14 protein-coding genes are annotated in these 18,829 nt (G+C 71.2%); 11 read left to right on the plus strand and 3 right to left on the minus strand.

Features of this window, described 5'->3' with window-relative positions:
- The first annotated feature begins 82 nt into the window (after positions 1-82).
- The 3 genes from WMF46_RS16440 (at position 83) to WMF46_RS16450 (ending at position 2,606) form a co-directional block, all read left to right on the plus strand.
- Positions 83-898 (plus strand): class I SAM-dependent methyltransferase, encoded by an 816-nt coding sequence (locus tag WMF46_RS16440; protein WP_437986464.1) that lies wholly within the window; start codon positions 83-85, stop codon positions 896-898.
- An 83-nt stretch (positions 899-981) separates the two neighbouring features.
- Entirely contained in the window at positions 982-1,941 is a 960-nt protein-coding gene (locus WMF46_RS16445; protein ID WP_437986465.1) for a TauD/TfdA dioxygenase family protein, read from the plus strand.
- An 89-nt stretch (positions 1,942-2,030) separates the two neighbouring features.
- Positions 2,031-2,606, plus strand: coding sequence for a c-type cytochrome (locus WMF46_RS16450; RefSeq protein WP_437986466.1), 576 nt, complete (start codon positions 2,031-2,033; stop codon positions 2,604-2,606).
- A gap of 87 nt (positions 2,607-2,693) precedes the next feature.
- Here the strand turns inward: WMF46_RS16450 and WMF46_RS16455 are convergent, their stop codons facing one another.
- Positions 2,694-4,946, minus strand: a complete 2,253-nt coding sequence (locus WMF46_RS16455) for a hypothetical protein (protein ID WP_437986467.1) — start codon at positions 4,944-4,946, stop codon at positions 2,694-2,696.
- Positions 4,943-6,748, minus strand: a complete 1,806-nt coding sequence (locus WMF46_RS16460; RefSeq protein ID WP_437986468.1) for a hypothetical protein — start codon at positions 6,746-6,748, stop codon at positions 4,943-4,945. Before WMF46_RS16460 ends, WMF46_RS16455 begins: the two co-directional genes overlap by 4 nt.
- Positions 6,749-6,911: 163 nt before the next feature.
- Here WMF46_RS16460 and WMF46_RS16465 point away from each other — a divergent pair, with 163 nt between their 5' ends.
- The 5 genes from WMF46_RS16465 (at position 6,912) to WMF46_RS16485 (ending at position 13,049) form a co-directional block, all read left to right on the plus strand.
- The gene (locus tag WMF46_RS16465) at positions 6,912-8,084 is read left to right on the plus strand and encodes a ferritin-like domain-containing protein (protein WP_437986469.1); all 1,173 of its coding nucleotides are present in this window, start codon (positions 6,912-6,914) and stop codon (positions 8,082-8,084) included.
- A gap of 52 nt (positions 8,085-8,136) precedes the next feature.
- Positions 8,137-9,249: an SDR family oxidoreductase gene (locus WMF46_RS16470; protein WP_437986470.1), complete on the plus strand. Its 1,113-nt coding sequence runs from the start codon at positions 8,137-8,139 to the stop codon at positions 9,247-9,249.
- Between the two features lies 1 nt (position 9,250).
- A complete protein-coding gene (locus tag WMF46_RS16475) occupies positions 9,251-10,342 on the plus strand; it encodes a sulfotransferase family protein (RefSeq protein ID WP_437986471.1) in 1,092 nt (363 codons plus the stop codon).
- Positions 10,343-10,664: 322 nt separating this feature from the next.
- Positions 10,665-12,545 carry a c-type cytochrome gene (locus WMF46_RS16480; RefSeq protein ID WP_437986472.1) on the plus strand — a complete coding sequence of 627 codons (1,881 nt, stop codon included), beginning with the start codon at positions 10,665-10,667 and terminating at the stop codon, positions 12,543-12,545.
- A gap of 93 nt (positions 12,546-12,638) precedes the next feature.
- Positions 12,639-13,049 (plus strand): VOC family protein, encoded by a 411-nt coding sequence (locus tag WMF46_RS16485; RefSeq protein ID WP_437986473.1) that lies wholly within the window; start codon positions 12,639-12,641, stop codon positions 13,047-13,049.
- A gap of 48 nt (positions 13,050-13,097) precedes the next feature.
- Here WMF46_RS16485 and WMF46_RS16490 read toward each other — a convergent pair whose 3' ends face one another.
- Positions 13,098-13,751, minus strand: a complete 654-nt coding sequence (locus tag WMF46_RS16490; protein ID WP_437986474.1) for a TetR/AcrR family transcriptional regulator — start codon at positions 13,749-13,751, stop codon at positions 13,098-13,100.
- Positions 13,752-13,834: 83 nt separating this feature from the next.
- Here WMF46_RS16490 and WMF46_RS16495 point away from each other — a divergent pair, with 83 nt between their 5' ends.
- The 3 genes from WMF46_RS16495 to WMF46_RS16505 all read left to right on the plus strand — a co-directional run bounded on the left by WMF46_RS16495 (position 13,835) and on the right by WMF46_RS16505 (position 18,708).
- Complete coding sequence (locus WMF46_RS16495; RefSeq protein WP_437986475.1) at positions 13,835-15,370, plus strand: FAD-dependent oxidoreductase; 1,536 nt, start codon at positions 13,835-13,837, stop codon at positions 15,368-15,370.
- A gap of 395 nt (positions 15,371-15,765) precedes the next feature.
- Positions 15,766-16,542, plus strand: coding sequence for a hypothetical protein (locus WMF46_RS16500; RefSeq protein ID WP_437986476.1), 777 nt, complete (start codon positions 15,766-15,768; stop codon positions 16,540-16,542).
- 255 nt (positions 16,543-16,797) lie between these two features.
- The gene (locus tag WMF46_RS16505; RefSeq protein WP_437986477.1) at positions 16,798-18,708 is read left to right on the plus strand and encodes a glycoside hydrolase family 2 protein; all 1,911 of its coding nucleotides are present in this window, start codon (positions 16,798-16,800) and stop codon (positions 18,706-18,708) included.
- Positions 18,709-18,829 lie beyond the last annotated feature (121 nt).

Below are 18,829 nucleotides of genomic sequence, written 5' to 3' on the forward strand. Positions count from 1 at the left end.
CGCCCGGGCCCGCGGTGGCGCGCCGCCCGGGCCGTCACCCCGCCCAGCGCGCCAGAGAACAACCTTTTCACGGAGCCGTTGCATGAGTGGTCTCAGTCTCGTCTTCGATACGCCCCAGCTCGCGCAGGACTACGAGGTGCGCAGCGCCGATCGGCAGTTCCGCCATGGAAAGCGGCTGATCGCCGAGCTCGGCGTCCGCCCCGGCGATCACGTGCTCGACGTCGGCAGCGGCACCGGGCTGCTCGCAGAGCACGTGGCGGGCCTCGTCGGGCCGACAGGGAAGGTGCTCGGGATCGACCCGCTGCCGCTGCGCGTGGAGATCGCCCAGCAGAAGGCGAAGGCGAACCTCTCCTTCCAGGTCGGCAACGCGTACGCGCTCGACGGGCTCCCCTCCGGCAGCTTCGATGTCGTGTACCTCAACGCCGTCTTCCACTGGCTCCCCGAGAAGACCGAGCCGCTGCGGCAGATCCACCGCCTGCTCAAGCCGGGGGGCCGGATCGGGCTCACCACGGGCGCGAAGGATCACCCGAACCGCCTGCAGGCCATCAAGCGGGAGGTGCTCTCGCGTGAGCCCTACGCGCGTTATCCGGAGTCCCGGGATGGGACGCCCCACTGGGTCACCGCCGTGGAGCTCGCCGGGCTGCTCGGGGGCGCCGGCTTCACCGTGCAGAAGATCGAGGCCCAGGAGAACGTGCACCATCAGCCGGACGGGCGCGCCGCCATCGCCTTCTCGCAGGCGAGCTCGTTCGGCAACTTCCTCGGACACCTGCCCGAGTCGCTGCGCAGCCAGGCCATCGAGGACATCCAGCGCGAGCTCGAGGCCTTCCGGACGCCCGAGGGCATCCGACTCGAGGGGAGGCGCCTCTTCGCCATCGCACACAAACCGGCGTCGCACTGAGCCGACACGTCGATAGCCGACCACCGCACCGCGACGCCATCCCAGCACCCTTTTCGCTTTCTCTGCCACGAGGAGAATTCCGCATGAGCGCTACACAGAACCAGAGCAACAACGTCCTCGAGATCGTCCCCGTCGCTGGCCGGATCGGCGCGGAGGTGCGCGGCGTGCGCCTCAGCGGCGATCTCGACGCCGCCACCGTGAGCGAGATCCGGAAAGCCTGGCTGCGATACAAGGTCATCTTCTTCAGGGGTCAGCACCACCTCGACGACGGCTCGCAGGAGGCGCTCACCACGCTGTTCGGCGCCAAGCCCGTCGCGCACCCGACGGTGCCCGTGGTCAATGGCACCGATTACATCCATGAGCTCGACTCGCGGGAGGGCGGGCGCGCGAACTCCTGGCACACCGACGTCACGTTCGTGGACGCCTACCCGAGGGCCTCGATCCTCCGGGCGCTCGTGATCCCGGCGTACGGTGGCGATACCGTGTGGGCCAACACGGTCGCCGCGTACCAGGATCTGCCGCCCGCGCTGCGCGCGCTCGCGGACACGCTGTGGGCGGTCCACAGCAACGAGTACGACTACCAGGCGCGGAAGCCGAACTCGTCGGCGGACGACGTGCGGCGCTATCAGGAGGTGTTCACGTCGACCGTGTACGAGACCGAGCACCCCGTCGTGCGCGTCCACCCGGAGACCGGGGAGCGGTCGCTCGTGCTCGGCCACTTCGTCAAGCGGCTGCTCGGCGTCTCGTCCCACGACTCGACGCACCTCTTCCAGGTGCTCCAGGAGCACGTCACGCGCCTCGAGAACACCGTGCGCTGGCGCTGGGCCGCGGGCGACGTGGCGGTCTGGGACAACCGCGCCACGCAGCACTACGCGATCAACGACTACGGCGATCAGGTCCGCGTGGTGCGCCGCGTGACGGTGGACGGGGACGTGCCCGTCAGCATCGACGGCCGGCGCAGCGTCACCCGTAAGAAGGCGCCGCGCGCCGCCGCCGCGAGGAGCGAGAGCGCCGGGGTCGCCGTGGCCGCGGCGACGGCGTAGTCGCGCCGAGCCGGGGCGCGTCCGCGGGCGTCAGGGGATCCTTGACGGCCGCGGACGTGTGCGCTTCACCTGCGGCGGAGGAGCACCCCGTGGGTCCAACAAGCAAGCGCGACGACGCTCGAGACGGAGCGCAGAGCACGGCGCACGTCGTGGTGATCATGCTGATCGTGGCCTTCGGCGTGCTCGCGCTGCCGTGGATGGTCCTCCGGAAGCTGGACGCCCGGACGCCGACGGGCGGCGTGGCGGCGTCCGGCGTCCCGGCCGAGGACCTCGCCCAGGGCGGCAAGATCTATTATCGCTCGTGCGCCAACTGTCACCAGGCCAGGGGGGAGGGGAAGCCGGGCCGCTATCCGCCCCTCACCGGCTCGTCATGGCTGCTCGAGGACAAGGAGACGCCGATCCGGATCACGCTGCTCGGCGCCGCCGGTCCGATGGAGGTGAACGGCGCGCTCTACAACGACGTGATGCCCAACCTCGGCGTCACGCTGTCGGACGAGGACGTCGCGCTGGTGCTCACCTACGTCCGGTCGAGCTGGGGGAACAGCGCGCCCGCCATCACGCGGGACGAGGTCGCGAAGGTGCGCGCCTCGCTGGGAGACCGGGTGGAGCCCTGGGCCGGCGGCGCGGCGCTGTCGGCGGCGCGGGAGACGCGCGTCCTGCCCTGAGGCGCGCAGGCGAGCGGGGCTGGCTGCGGCGCGGCGCTTCCAAGCGGGGCTGGCTGCGGCGCCGGCGCTTCCAGGCGAGAGGGGCGGTCACTCCCGCACGGGCTCCTGCAGATCCACCCCGAAGTGCTCGCGGTAGCCCCGCCGCGCGGCCTCGCGCAGCTCGTCGTCGCCGCGGCGGACCTGCTCCTCGAACGCCTGCGCGTACGTCTCGGGATCGACCTGCCGCGCGCCGAAGCGCAGCTTCCTCCCGGAGAGCGTCTCGAGGACGAGCGTGGCCACCCGGTGCTCGGCGCCGCCGCGGGCCACGACGCCGAAGGGGAACAGGTGCACGAGCGTGAGCTGCGGCGGCGCGTCGCCGGCCGTCATCTCGGCGATGTACGCGGAGAGCTCGCGGCTCACGCGGTCCTGCGCCTCGTCGGAGAAGCCGGCGAGCAGCTCGGTCACCGCGGGCGAGAGGGGCAGGTGAGGGCCGTCGATCTGGTGCTGGAGCTCGTGCCGCTCGGTGCCGGCGAGCACGGCCCGCTCGAGCGTGGATCCCAGGCGCTCGCGCAGCTTCGCGAGCGCGGCGTCGCAGCGCGCGAGGGCGCCGGCGCGAGCGCCGTCCGCGCCGTCCGCCGCCGCGTGGCACGTCGCGCCCTCCTGATCGAACCGCTCGGCATAGGACCGGACCTCGGAGCCGAGGACGAGCGCGAAGGGATCCTGGTCGCGCGAGAAGCCGAGGTGGACGCGGCGCTCGTCCGTCATCGGCTCCACGAGGAGCGTCGCGAAGCGGTCGTCGCCGACGCGGTAGGCGTGGACCTCCTTGACCCGGTAAGGCGTTGTGTAGAAGCGCCGCGTGGCGCCGTCGGCCGAGACACCGAGATTGACGGCCGCGTCGAGGTAGTACCCGAGCCCGGCGCGTCGCGCCTCGTCGTTGGCCTCGGCGACGAACCGGCCGAACGCGCGGCCGGAGAGCTCGAGATCGTCCACCTGAGCGGCCAGCGTCGCGAGCGCCGCGGCGACGTCCTCGCCGTCGGGCTGCGCCCTGGCGACCGCGAGCATCTCGCGGCTGCGCGCCCTGGTCAGCACCTGCGCCTCCGCGCCCGTGCCCTGTGCGCGTCCGCTGCGCGCGTGCGCGTCGCGGGCGATGCGCGCGCGCTCCCAGCTCGGCAAGAGCTCGCCGTACACCTTGTCCCATTCGGCCGTGGGCGCGCCGAGCCTCCAGTCGACGCCCTTCGGCGCGGGGCGGCCGAGCACGAGCAGCGCGCCCAGCAGCGCGGCGACCGAGGCCGCTGCCGCGCCTGCCGCCACGATCGGCCGGGCCCCGCCCGCGCTGGCCCCGATGCCTGGCTCCAGCTCGGCTTCGGGCACCATCACGCCGAGCGCGAGCACCTCGATCGCGGAGGCGAGCACCGCCACGACCGCGGCGAGCAGGAGCGCGAAGAAGGCGACGGTGCCCGCCTCGACGCCCCAGCCGCCCGAGAGGAACGCGCGGTACACGAAGAGCAGCATGAGGCCCGGCATGGCCCACACGGCCGCGATCGCGAGGCCCGGGTGCTCGCGCCGGGGGACGCGGCGCGCGTACGCGAGGCCCAGCAGGGCGATCGCGAGCGGGCCGAGCACGAAGAGCAGGACCATGCCGTAGCCGAGCTGGAAGCGGGCGTCGGGCAGCGTCGCGACGAGCACGGCCGCGCGCGCGATCGTCTGCGCGGGGATCTCGCCGCGCGATGGCCAGAGGTAGAAGACGAGCGCCGCGGCGAGCGACGCGACGAGCAGCGCGCTGCCGCCCCTGCGCGCCCGCGCGTGGAAGCGCAGCACCACGCCCGCCGCGGTGAACGCGAAGACCGCGAGGAACGGGGCCGGCCGCGTCACCAGGCTGTCCGGCAGCGGCAGCATGTCCCACGCGGAGCTCCGGCGGCCGATCCACACGGCGACGTTCACGGCCACGAACGCGGCGAGCACGGCGATGGCGCGCGACGTCGGCCGCTCGACGAGCAGGCCCGCGCGCCGCTCGGTGCGCGCGCCGAGGAAGAGCAGCCACAGGCCGGCGATCGCGGGCGCGAGCGCGGCGACCTGGGCGGCGGGCGCGAGCTCGGGGAGCACGCTCCACACGAAGATCCCGTGGCCGTAGGCGACCTCGTACGGCACCAGGGCCGACAGCGCGAGCGCGAGGCCGCTCCACAGGCAGCGCGCGCGGAGGCGCTCGGCCGACATGCGGTAGAACATCGCGGTCGCGGCGCTCTCCTCGCCGGGAGGAGCGGCGGCGTCCGGCGGCGGGGCGCCGGTGTTCTGCGGCCGGGCGGTGGCGTCCGGCGGCGGGGCGCTGGCGCCGTGCTGCGGAGGGAGGAGGGGCGCGGTCACGGCTCGACCGCCGCGCTCGCGATGCGCGAGATCGACCGCTTCTGCGGGAACACCGGGTCGCGGTACCGCACCTCGAACAGCACGCGCTTCCCGTCGGCGGAGAACCGCGGCACCCGCTCCGTCGCGGAGCCCACCGTCAGCTTCTTGATCTCGCCCGTGGAGAGCGCCAGCACCGCGATGTCCGTGCCGCCCGCGCCCCGCGTCTCGAACGCGACGCGCGCGGCGTCGGGCGAGAACGCGGGCCACGAAGCCCCGCCCGGGGCCGCGTACACCTTCCGGCGCCACGTCGTCGTGTCGATGACCGCGATCCCCGGCTCGTCGCCGTCGACGACGCACACGATCTTCGTCCCGTCCCTCGATGCCGCCGGGTTGCGCAGGTCCTCCCCGGGCTTCGCGCGGAACGGGCGCTCGATCGACAGCGGCTGCTTGCCCACGTCGACCACCGCGAGGTGCGGCGCGTCGCCCTCCGACGCGTCGGGCACGTAGACGAACGCGAGCCTCGTCTCGTCGAGCCACGCGAACCCGCCGAGCGACTCGTTCTCGGTGTGGAGGCCGAACACCTCCTTGCCGCCGTCGGTGTCGAGCACCATCAGATCGGCCTGCGCGTCCGCCTCCGGGCGATCGTAGACCGCCACGAACCTGCCGCCGGGGGCGAGCTTCGGGTCGACGAAGCGGTGCTCCGGATCCACGCGCACGCGCTTGCTCTGCCCGGATCGGTCGACGACCGTGATCGTCTTCGCCCAGCCGATGAAGTCCTCCACCAGCGCGACCCGGTCGCCGTCGCGCTGCGACGACGGGTACGAGTACACGTGATAACCCCTCCACATCGGCTTGACCGCGCCGGGATCCGTCGTCGGGACCGCCGGTTGATCGAGCGGCCGCCACTCGACCGTCTCCAGCGCATCGCTGCGGGCGAGGTCCCTGGACCGCACCGAGTGGAACACCGAGACGTCGGCCGTCTTGACGAAATAGCCGCCCTCGGCCGTGCCCACGAGCAGGTCCTCCGCCGCCTGGGGCGACAGGAAGGTCACGCGACCCTGCTCCTCGGCCTCGATCTCCTTCGCGCGGGTGGCGTACGCGCCGGCGGCCCGGTCGAGGTTCGCGGCGCGGTCCTTCACGAACCTGCGCGCCGACGCCAGCCGCTCCAGCAGCTTGATGTCCGATCCCTCCGTGATCTCGCGCACCGAGGGGTGGTCCATGAGCTGCGCGATCACCGCGTCGAGCGCCTGGGAGGCCATGGAGTTCGCGAGCAGCGCCATCGCGCGGTCCTTCTTCGTCGCCCCGGAGTAGCCGCGGATCCGCCGCTCGGTCGACGTGCCCTTGTCGAGGAACGTGAGCGTCACCGGCGCGTCGACCCGGAGCTCGAAGTAACCCTCCTTGATGGGGTGCTCCACGATCTCGGGCGCGAGGCGCGCCTCGATGATGAAGCCGGCGCCGAGCGCCTTCGCGGCATCCTTCGGGTCCTTGGCGCTCTCGAGCGCCTTCATCACCTTCGGGTCGCCGCCCTTCACGGGATCGAACCCGAGCTCCGCGAGGTGCTCGCCGAGCTCGTCGGCCAGCCTCGCCGCGGGCTGCGACCCCTCCCACCAGTACCCGTCGAGATCGATGGCCACGAGGATGCGCAGCGGATCGGTCGCCGTCATCGAGCGGAAGGCGAGGAGGCCCGCCGCCGCGATCACGAGGCCGAGCACCGCGAAGACCGGCCAGAGCCTGCGCTTCGGCACGAGCGCCTCGAGCGACTCCAGCGGTTCGGGCTCGGGGGCGGGGGGCTGCGCGTCGGTCGGTGTTCGAGGCTCCTCCATGGAAGGGGACGTGCCCTATCCGCGAGAGGGCGTAAAGCTGCGCGCCCCCCATGACCGTCCGACCATACTCTGCCGGCGCGGAGGGCTCGAATTGGGGCTGAATTCGCGGAGGCATGCGTCGTGCAGGCGCGTCAAGCCCTGCTCTTCATCAACGAGGTCCCCGATGAACACGGCACATGCCTTCCGACGCACGCTTGCCCATCGCCTCTTCGCCCTGCTCGCGCTCCCCGCTGCTGCGGGCGCGGCCGGCTGCACCAATACCTATAGCAGCTGTCCCGAGGATCCCGAGCCCGTCTCCAAGGTGGCCTGCTTCGCGTGGCCGCAGGACGAGGCTGACGCCCTCGGAGATGCTGGCGGCGAGGGGGGAGCCGGGGGCGGCGGAGGTGCCGGCGGGAGCGAGCCTGTCGCGTGCCCCTCGCGGTCGGAAGGGCAGGAAATCCTCAATCAGACCGGCTTCGGATCTCACAGCGTCAAGAGCGATGGAGCCTTGCAGGACGGCCAGTGCTGCTATCAGACGTACTTCATCCCCATGTGCGAGGGGCGCCCGTACCTCGTCGAGGAGGCGGCGCGGACAGCGCCGTTCGTCCGCGCCCGCGGCAGCGCCGGGTGGGGCGCGGCGGAGGCCGCCGCGCCGCGGATCGATCATCTCACCGCGGATCTGCGGGCGGCGCTGGCCGCGGCGTGGACGCGCGACGCGCTCTTCGAGCACGCGTCCGTGGCCTCGTTCGGCCGCTTCGCGCTCGAGCTGCTCGCCGCGGGCGCGCCGGCCGATCTCGTGGAGGAGGCGCACCGCGCGGCGCTCGACGAGGCCCGCCACGCGCGCCTCTGCTTCGCCCTCGCGAGCGCCTATGCGGGCGAGGCGATCGCGCCGGGCGCGTTTCCCTTCGACGGGCGGGTGGAGGTCGAGGCAGACCTCGCGTCGATCGCGGCGCGCGCCGCGAAGGAGGGCTGCATCGGCGAGACCATCGCGGCAGTTGTCGCGGCCGAGGAGCTCGGCGCCGCGGAGGACCCGGCGGTGCGGAGCGCGCTCGCGATCATCGCGGCGGATGAAGCGCGGCACGCCGAGCTCGCGTGGGGCACGGTGGCGTGGGCGATCCGCGTGGGCGGCGAGCGCGTGCGCGCGGCGGTGGAAGAGGTGTTCGCGGGGCTCGGGCGCGCGGAGCTCGGGGGAGGCGACAGCGCAGGAGGTGCGCAGCTCGCGGCGCACGGGCGGTTCGGCGCCGCGGCGCGCGGCGAGGCAGCTGCGCGCGCGATCGAGGAGATCGTGCGGCCGGCGTCGAGGTTGCTCCTGGCAGGGCGCCCGGACGCAGCGGCCCAGAGCGCGATGACGGCCTGAGGGCGGGGGCCCTTCCGCTCGCCTTGGCCACGGGATACGCTCCCTCTCCGCCATGAAGGAAGCGCATCTCGTGACCGGGGCGACCGGGTTTATCGGCGCCGCGCTCGTCCTGGAGCTGCTGGGGCGGACCGATGACGACATCGTGGCGCTGGTCCGACCCGGTGACACCGGGGCGGTCGACAGGTTCCGCCAGTCCATCCATCATGCTGCAACGCTCTACGAAGCGACCGATGTGCTCGCGAAGCTCGACAGGTGCCGTGTCGTCGCCGGTGACGTCGTCGAGCAAGAGTGCGGCATCCGCGATCCGATCGGTGTTCGCGTCGCGCAGGTGTGGCATGTGGCCGCATCGTTGCAATATGAGAATCGTCACGTGGACGTCATCAGGGCGACCAACGTCGAAGGCACCCGCCGCGTCCTCGCCCTCGCGGGGCAGCTCGGGGCGGGGACGTTCAATTACATCAGCACGGCGTACGTTGCAGGGCGAGCGACAGGGGCGATCCCCGAGGTGCAGAGCCGCGGCAACGCGACCAACAACCACTACGAGCAAAGCAAGATCGACGCCGAGACGCTCGTCGCATCCTGGGCGAACGGGCGCGTTCGTATCTTTCGCCCCAGCATCGTTGTGGGGCATAGCCGCACGCTCGGGGCGACCTCGTTTTCGGGCTGTTATGGCTTCTTTCGCCAGCTCGTGCAGTTCCGCGGGATGATCGAGCGCACCCAGAAGGGCTTGCTCTCGCGATCCCCCGTGCGGATGAGGGTCGACCCGGATGGCGACCTGAACCTCGTTCCGGTCGATGCGGTCGTCCAGGAGGCCGTCGCGATCGCCCTCCAGGACGCACGTGAGGGTGTGTTTCATCTGACGCATCCATCCCCATGGAAGACCGGCGCGACGGTGCGCACGATGTTCGAGCTGCTCGGTATGCACGCGCCCATATTCATCGACCGGCGTGACGACTTCTCCTGGCTCGATCAGCAGCTCGACAAGCGGATGGACTTCTACGGTTCGTACATCATCGGTCACAAGCATTTCGAGCGAATCCGGACGGACGCGGCGCTCCGGGGGTGCGAGCGTTTTGCGTACGCCGAGGTGCCCCTCGTGGAGCTCTGCCAGTGGTACTTTCAGGTCCTCGAAGAGACCCGCAAGAACCTCCCGGTGGCACGCTGATATGGGCGCGCTAGGGCCGCTCTTCATCGTGGGGACGGGGCGTTGTGGGTCGACCATGCTGTCGAACCTCGTGCGCCGACATCCGGACGTGCTGAGCATCTCCGAGTTCTTCTCGCTGGCCACCGACCTCGGTGGACGGATCTCCCTGTGTTTCCCGGACCATCCGATCGGTGCGGACGAGCTCTGGCGGATCGTCGCGGGCATCCAGCCCAAGCTGGCGACGATGCGGCGCCACGACGTCATGATGGACGAGGTGCTGTATCGGCCGGCGGCGCTCCGATCTTTCGGCGGCGTACCGGGTGTGCCGGCCATCCTGGAGACCGCGCTTCCGCATCTGTGCGACGAGCCGGAGGCGCTGTTCGACGACCTCGAGCGCTTCGTCGCCACCCTGCCGACGGCGGCGGTCGGCCAGCACTACCAGCAGGTGTTCGGATTTCTCGCTCACCGCTTCGGCAAGCGAATGTGGGTCGAGCGTTCCGGGGGCTCGCTGCGGCTGGTTCGCCGGCTGATCAAGAACTTTCCCGACGCGCGTTTCGTTCATCTGGTGCGCGACGGCCGCACCTGCGCCATCTCGATGAGCCGTCACCTCGGGTTTCGCATGGCGTTGATCGCGGTTCAGTTGACCGAGATCCTCGGCGTCGACCCGTGGGAATCGAGGGACCGCGCGTACGTGGACGACGTGCCCGAGGAGCTACTCCCGTTCTTGCCCGAGCGCTTCGATCGCGAGGCCTTCCTGCGCTACGAGACGCCGCTGCCGCTGTGCGGTCATTACTGGTCCGGCGAGATCGTGACTGGGCTCGACGAGCTCTCGGGCGTCGCGCCCGGGCGGCTCTTGACGCTTCGTTACGAGGACTTCGGTCGAGCGCCGCGCCCGACCATCGCTCGCCTGATGGAGTTCATCGGCGTCGACGTAGATGACGCCTGGATCGAGCGGATGGCGGGCATCGTGCGTCCAGCGCGCTCGCGCTTCAGCGAGCTCGCCCCCGGAGAGCGCCGGGCGTTGATGGATGCGTGTCAGCCTGGCTTCGCCGCCCTTGCGGAGCTGTATTCCGACGAGATCGCGGAGGCGGCCATGGACGAGGCCACGACCTGATCCGATGGCGGGTCGCGCGTGCTCCTCTTCCGAGTTCCGAGCACGCGGCGCGCCGCGCGCAGGCGGTCGATCGGTGCGTGTGGAACGACGGCAACACCTGGCCTTTTCAGCGTATACATTTTGCGTCTTTCAGCACGATTCCGGCAGCCGGAATCCTGTGCCCTGGGCGGAGAAGGCGAATCCTGCTCCATGGACGCGCCCCCTCTGAATCCGACACGCCCGCTGCGATCTCGCTCATTTCAGGGAGAGGTATTGTCGTCAGCAGCCCGATGCACGACCACGGCAGCTTTCTTGCATAGCCGCGCCGGTCGCAGGAGGCGCAATGAAAGCTCAATCCGGAGCGGGGCTCACCGTGCTCGTCGCCATGATCGCGGCGTTCGCCGGGTGCACGATGTACGACGGCTATGACGATCTCCCGTACGACGATTCTCCTCCAGAGTTTACGGGGCCCAGGGTGCCAGATCCACCCCCCAACATCTCCGCGGTGCCGCCGCCCCCGATCAGCGGCGGGACGCTCCTTGTGACCGCCGACAAGGCGCTTGCCATTGCCGCGGATCCGGACCGCGACAGGATCTCCATCGTCGACCTCGTCGCGTTCCAGCTGGACGCCATCCTCCCTCTGGAGAAGGACGACGAGCCCGGGCGCGTGGCCGAGGGGGCGGCTGGCTCCGTGCATGTGGCGCTCCGCCACGGGGGCGCGGTGGTCACGATCGATCTCGCGACCAAGGAGATGCACCGCAGGCCCGTTTGCCCCGCGCCCCGCGGGATCGCGTACGACGCCTCGACAGACCTGCTCCACGTGGCGTGCGCGGGCGGCGAGCTCGTGACGCTCTCGTCGGACCTCGCTGCCCCGCCGGTCCGCGAGCTCCGCCTCGACCGTGATCTGCGCGACGTGGTCGTCGAGGGGGAGTCGCTCCTCGTGAGCCGCTTCAAGTCCGCCGAGCTCCTCGTGATCGCGAAGGACGGGACCGTGGCCGAGCGCATCAGGCCGCCGGCGTACATCCCGCGCGAGATCTACGGCGCCGAGGACGACGCGCGCGAGTACGAGCCGGCGGTGGCGTGGAGGACGGTCCCGCTGCCCGGGGGCGGCGTGGCCATGGTGCACCAGCGCGACATCGTCGCGCCCACGAGCAATACGGGTATCGGTAGCTACTACGGGCAGGATTGCCGCCGGAGCGTGATGCATACGGCGGTGACCGTCATGCGACCGCTGCCCAGCGAGGCCCCTTCGTCCAGCCCTGCGCTGTCCAGGCCTGGTGTTGGCGGCCTCGGCTTGGGGCTGCTCCCGGTCGACATCGCGGTGTCGCCGGATGGGCTCAGCGCGGCGGTCGTGCAGGCGGGCAGCCGCGATCTCGTCGAGACGCCGCTCGAGACCGTGGAGCAGTACGACGGGATCGACCCCTGCTCGCTCGCCACCGATCAGCGCCGTCTCATGGTCCGCACCTTCGGCGAGCCCATCGCGGTCGGCTACGACGGGGAGAGAAACCTGCTCGTGCAGATGCGGGAGCCGCCGATCATCCTGCGCCTCGCGGCCCTCAGCGGCGAGATGCTCAACACGCTCGATCTTCACGGTGAGAGCCGGCTCGACGACGCCCATGCCCTCTTCCATGGCGACGACGGAGGATCCCTCTCCGTCACCTGCGCGTCCTGCCACCCGGAGGGGCATGAAGATGGCCGGGTATGGAACTTCGCCCCCTTCGGAATGCGCCGCACGCAATCCCTCGCAGGCGGAATCGTCGCGACGGTGCCGCTGCACTGGGATGGGTTGCTGGCGAATTTCAGGGTCTTCATGAGGGCGGTATTCGAGGACCGGATGGGCGGTTCGCTTCCGAGCCTCGATCACCTCGACGCGTTCGCGGCGTGGCTCGACGCGATCAAGGCCCTGCCCCGGTCGAAGCCGGCGGACGAGGACGCTGCCGCGCGTGGCGAGGTGCTCTTCAACGAGCCGACCCTCGCGTGCGCGACGTGCCATTCCGGCGAGAAGCTCACGAACAACGAGACGGTCGACGTGGGCACGGGCAAGCCCTTCCAGGTGCCGTCGCTGCGCGGGCTCGCGGCGCGCGCCCCGTACATGCACGATGGCTGCGCCGCGACGCTCCACGACCGCTTCGGCCCGTGCGGCGGAGGGGATCGACACGGCGTCACCTCGGCGCTCACGCCGGCTCAGATCGACGATCTCGTCGCGTACCTCGAGACGCTCTGAGCCGAGGGCTCCCGGTTCGCTCTGAGCGCCCCCTCGCGCAGCGGCGAAGCGTCCTGGCCTGGACGCGACGTGCCCAGCAGCTAGCCTCATCGCATGTCCGATCTGCTCGTCAACATCGATGTACCGGCGCTCGATCCTGCCATCGCGTTCTACACGCGTGCGTTCGGGTTGCGCGTCGGGCGGCGCTTTGGTGCCTCCGGGGTCGAGCTCCTCGGCGCGGCGGCTCCCATCTACCTCCTGGTGAAGCCGACCGGCAGCGAGCCTGCCGCCGGTGCGTCCCCGCGCGACTACCGGCGCCACTGGACGCCGGTCCACCTCGATTTCGTGGTCGACGATCTCGAGGCCGCCGCGCGCCGCGCGCAGGAGGCAGGCGCGGTCCCTGAAGCCGATATCGAGGTGGCAGCGTGGGGGCGCATGCTCCGCCTGGCCGATCCCTTCGGCCACGGCGTCTGCCTTCTTCAGTTCAGCGGCCGCGGCTACGACGAGATCGCCACGCCCGGCTGAGCGCGCGGAGGTCCCGCGGGGCGGCAGCCCTTGGCGCCATCGACGAGATCACGTGTCCTCCCGCCCCGCGCCGGCGCAGGGCCCTGGGGGCCGCATCCCGCCGAGGTAGCGCTCGAGCAGCCGCACGAGCTCCTCGGCCAGCGCGCCAGAGCGCACGTCGTCGGGCCGCTCGACGATCGCCTGATGCACCACCGCGTGCGCCGCGGTCTGCATCATCCACCACGCGAGCTCCGCGTCCGGCGCCGCATAACCCCACGCCGACAGGAGATGTTTTGCCTCCTCGAGCAAGAAGCCCTCGCTCGCCGCGGATCGGGTCGCCTTGATGCGCGGCATCTGCTCGAGGAACACGCGGTGCAGCTCGGGCTCCACGGCGTGGGCCGCGATGCCGGCCTCCACCATCGTCCGGATCACCCGATCGGGCGACTGCCCCTGATGCGCGGCGAGCACTGCGGCCGCGGCCGCGCGGCCCTGCTCGATGTGCCGGCGGTGGAGCTCGGCCACGAGCGCCTCCTTGCCCGGAAAGAACTGGTACAGCGACGCGACGTTCACCCCGGCCCGCTGGGCCACGCGGTTCGTCGTCAGCCGCGCGTACCCGTCCCGGACCAGAATGTAAGCGGTCGCCTGCAGGATCGCCTCGACCGTCGCGCGCGACCGGTCCTGCGTCGGCTGTTTCCGCGGCGTGATGGCGTCCCGCTTGCGCATGGAACCATGCTGGCAGAACGCAAGCTGACGAGGCAAGCGACAGCGTCCAAGATGGCGTGACTTCACCTGACAGGAGACAGCCAATGAATCCGTCGCTGAGCACGCACGTCCTCATCGCGGGGGCGGGGCCCACCGGCCTGACCCTCGCGTGCGATCTGGCCCGCCGCGGCGTGGCGTGCCGCATCGTCGACAAGGCGCTTGCCCATTTCGCCGGCTCTCGTGGAAAGGGCGTGCAGCCGCGCACCCTCGAGGTCCTCGACGATCTCGGGGTGGTCGACGCGGCGATGGCCGCCGGAGCCCCTTACCCGCTGATCCGCGCCTACGACGGCGCCGCGGTGCTCGGCGACTGGGCCATGTTCGAGCGCCGCGCGCCGGCGCCGGACGTGCCCTATCCGAACCTCCTGCTCCTCGGGCAATGGCGGACGGAGGAGATCCTGCGCGCCCGGCTCGCGGAGCACGGCGTCCATGTCGAGCTCGCCACCGAGCTGACCGGCTTCGAGCAGGACGGCGACGGCGTGACGGCCACGCTGGTCCGGGCGGGCGAGACGGAGCGCGTCCGCGCCGGCTACCTCGTCGGCGCGGACGGGGGGCGCAGCTTCGTGCGGCGCGCGCTCGGCGTCGGCTTTCAGGGGGAGACGCTGGAGGCGGACCGGGCGCTCGTGGGCGACGTCCGCGCCGACGGGCTGGACCGCGAGCGCTGGCACGCCTGGCCGAAAGCGCTCGGCGGCCCGGTCGCGCTGTGCCCGCTGCCCGGCACGGAGCGCTTCCAGATCCTGATACCGATCCATGGCGACGAGGCGCCCGAGCTGACGGTGGAGGCCGTCGAGAGGCTGTTCCACGAGCGGACCGGGCGCTCGGATGTCCGGCTGCACGACGCGGGCTGGCTGTCGCTCTACCGGCCCAGCGTGCGGATGGTGGACCGGTACCGGGTCGGCCGGGTGTTCCTGGCCGGCGACGCCGCTCACGTGCACCCCGCGGCCGGCGGACAGGGCCTGAACACCGGCGTCCAGGACGCCTACAACCTCGGCTGGAAGCTCGGCCAGGTGCTGGCGGGAGCGCCCGCGGCGCTGCTCGACACCTACGAGGAGGAGCGGCTTCCCGTCGCCGCGGCGATGCTCGGCCTCACCTCGAGGCTGCATCGCCGGACCGCGGAGGGAAGCCCGGGCGAGGTGCGGCGCGGCCCGGAGACGCAGCAGCTCGACATCAGCTACCGCGGGAGCTCGCTGGCCCGCGACGTTCACGGCGCGCCGGCGCGCGTCCTCGCCGGGGACCGAGCGCCCGATGCGCCCTGTCATGACGCCGAGGGAGCGCCCGTCCGCCTGTTCGATGTGTTCCGTGGCCCGCACTTCACGCTGCTCGCCTTCGGCGCGGCCCACGGGGACACGGTCGCCCGGGTGAACGCCCGGTACGGCCCCGCCGTGCACGCGCGCGCCGTGGTGCAGCCGGGGGAGCCAGCCGGCCGGCGCGCCCTCGTCGATACGGACAGGCACGCGCGCGCCGGCTACGACGTCGGCGGCGATGCGCTCGTGCTGGTCCGCCCGGACGGCTACATCGGATGGCGCGCTTCCCCGGGCATGCTCGAGCAACTCGAAGACTTCCTTCGCCCGCTGGTCGGGTGACCGCGTTGTCCACCCGCGCGTTCGGCTTGCGCGGTGGGCAGCGCTTCGGCGCTTCCTTCGTCGCGCTGGCGGGTGGAGGGAAGAGCCTCCACTGCTGGCGGCGCCGAGCGCCAGCGCGAGCCTCGCGTCCCCTCAGCAGGGGTCGAGCGCCGCGCAAGAATGGGGTGCAGGGGCTCTCTCTGTGCCAGGCAAGGGCTTTGCTACGGCTGTGCTTGGCGGTACGCTGAATCCGATCGAGCTACCGCGCAGGCCACGCGACACCTCTCGAGGTGACGTTCCCTGACGCGCACGCGGGCTCCGCCCGCGCAGGAACGAACAGAGTCCCCGCACGCGCGCGCCCGCGAGATCCGCTCACGCGCCCGCGCGACCCCAGAGAAAGGCAGCGAAGGAAGAACATGAACACCCGCTGGTTTGAACAAGTCCTTTTGGCCCTGACAATGACGCTCTCGGCCGGTTGCGCGGCCGAGGCGCTCAGCGAAGAGGAGCAGAGCGAAGTCGTGGGCGAGGCGGAGGAGGCGATATCGCTCTTCTCCTTCAGCCGGAGCACGACCAACAACGCCACCGTGAACACGGCCAATTTCAACCTCAATATCAACCCAAACAGGCGCGTGATGATCGGCACGACGGGCATCGTCGGCGCCAGCTCCTCGGGCGACACGTTCCTCCGCCTCTTCGACCTGAGCTCCGGGTCGCCCGTGCAGGTGGCCTCGGCGAACGACGGCCCCTCGGGGTCGATCTCGGCGCAGATCCGCTATACGACGTCGTCGACGGGCTGGCCCTTCCAGATCCGGGCCGGCTGTGACGGTTTCTCCTCGTGCAGCGGCACGGTCGCGATCGCGCACGGCAAAGGCACCTTCTCGTACTCGAGGAGCAGCACGAACTACGCCACGACCAACTACGTCGACCAGGCGTACTTCTTCAACGCCGGAGAGACGATCTCCTTCGGCACCTGCGCCGCGGTGCTCTACGGGGCGAGCCGCTCGGGGATGTCGTACATCCGCCTCTTCGATCGCAACGGCGTCCAGGTCGCGGTGGACTCCGCCGAGACGATCGGCTGCTCCGAGATGCCGAAGACGACCCACGTCGCGGCGCTCTCGGACTACTACACCTTCCGCGCCGGCTGCGTCGGCAACGCCTCGTGCACCGCGACGGTGGCCGTCTACGCCGAGTGAGGCTCGACCAGCTCGCGGCGAGCAGCTTCCCTGTCAGAGCCGGCCCACCGCTCGAGGCTACTTGCCTGCTTGCCGCTCGGCCCGTCCCCATGGCCGGAATTCGCGGACTCATGGACAGACGGTGATTGTCCGGTATTCTCGCGTCGATGAAGTCTGCGCCACCGCGCGGATCAAAACCCGCGCTGGCGGCATGGCGTGACGCCTGAGGCGCTGTAAGGTCTGCCCCGCCGTACAGCAAAGGAAGCACCTCGAAGGATGAACCGCCCGTCCGTCACCGCCGAGTCGTCCCCCGGAGCAGACCTCTCCACCGCCGGCGGGCGCGCGCATGGCTACCCGCGGCCGCAGCTCCGGCGCGCCGGGTGGGAGTCGCTCAACGGTACGTGGAGCTTCGCGCTCGATCCCGAGGCGCGCTTCCGGGAGCCGGCCGACGTCGGCTGGGAGGGCTTCATCGAGGTCCCCTTCGCGCCGGAGACCCCGCGGAGCGGCGTGGGCGCGCGCGGCCTCTTCCGCGCCGTCTGGTACCGGCGCACCATCGCGGTGCCGGAGCTCCGCGGTGGAGAGCGGCTGATGCTGCACTTCGGAGCCGTCGACTACGACGCGACCGTCTGGGTCGCGGGGAGCCGCGCGGCGCATCATACCGGCGGCTACACCCCGTTCAGCGTCGACATCACCGACCTCGTCGGTTCGGCGCGCGCCGTCGAGATCGTCGTGCGCGCGGAGGACGATCCGCTCGACCTCGCCAAGCCGCGCGGCAAGCAGGATTGGCAGCTCGAACCGCACTCCATCTGGTACCCGCGCACGACCGGCATCTGGCAGACGGTGTGGATGGAGCGCGTGCCCGCGAGCTCGATCGCGGCGCTCCGCTGGCAGTCGAGCCTCGACCGATGGGAGCTCGATTTCTACGCCAGGATCGGCGGCGAGCGCCGGGACGGACTGCGGCTGCGCCTGCGCCTCACCGCGAACGGCGCGCTGCTCGCCGAGGACAGCTACGCCGTGGTGCTCGGCGAGGTCCACCGCCGGATCGCGCTCTCCGATCCGGGCATCGACGACTCGCGCAACCAGCTGCTCTGGAGCCCCGAGTCACCCACGCTCATCGACGCCGAGATCGAGCTCGTCACCCGCGACGGCGAGACGATCGATCGCGTGCACAGCTACACAGCGCTCCGATCCATCGCGGTGCAGGGCGACCGCGTGCTGCTCAACGGGCGGCCCGTCGGGCTCCGGATGGTGCTCGATCAGGGCTACTGGCCCGAGACCGGGATGACCGCGCCCGACGACGACGCGCTCCGGCGCGACATCGAGCTCACGCGCGCCATGGGGTTCAACGGCGCACGCAAGCACCAGAAGATCGAGGATCCGCGCTATCTCTACTGGGCCGATCGGCTGGGCTTGCTCGTGTGGGAGGAGATGCCGAGCGCCTACCGCTTCACGCCCCTCTCGATCGAGCGCCTCACGCGCGAGTGGACGGAGGCGATCAACCGCGATTTCAGCCATCCGTGCGTCGTCGCCTGGGTGCCATTCAACGAGTCCTGGGGCGTGCCCAACCTGCCGGACAGCGCGCGCGAGCGGCACGGGGTCAAGGCGCTCTATCACCTCACCAAGACGCTCGACCCGACGCGCCCGGTGATCGGCAACGACGGCTGGGAGGCCGTGGCCACCGACATCATCGGTATTCATGACTACGATCCGGATCCGGCCCGGATCGCCCAGCGTTACGACGGCGGAGAGTGTCGCCCGCGGCTCTTCCGGCGCGAACGCCCCGGCGGCCGCGTGCTCGTGCTCGACGGCCACTCGCGCAAGCAGGAGCACCCGATCGTGCTCTCGGAGATGGGCGGTATCGCGCTCCGACGCCCCGGCACGTGGGGATACACCTCCGCCGATAACCCCGCGGCGCTGGAGCGGGCGTACGAGCGCCTCCTCGCCGTGGTGCGCGCGACACCGCTGCTCGCGGGCTTCTGCTACACGCAGCTCACCGATACCTACCAGGAGGCCAACGGGCTTCTCTACGCCGATCGGACGCCGAAATTCCTGATCGACGCCATCGCCGCCGCCACGCGCGGCCGGGCCGCCGGGCAGGTGCACCCCGACCCGATGGAGCTCGCGGAGTGCGCGGGCCCGCGCCAAGAAGGCATCATCATGGACGAGGTGATCGCCGGGGAGGAGTGATGTTCAAACGGCGCCTCGCCAAACCGGGCGGCTGAGAGGCGGCCGAGCTCCGCGATGGACGTGGCCCTCAGGTACGTTCCTTGTATTGCCCCTCCTCGGCGGCACGCTCGTGCACATCAGC

Source organism: Sorangium sp. So ce117 (genome assembly GCF_051524395.1).
GTDB lineage: Bacteria > Myxococcota_A > Polyangia > Polyangiales > Polyangiaceae > Sorangium > Sorangium cellulosum_B.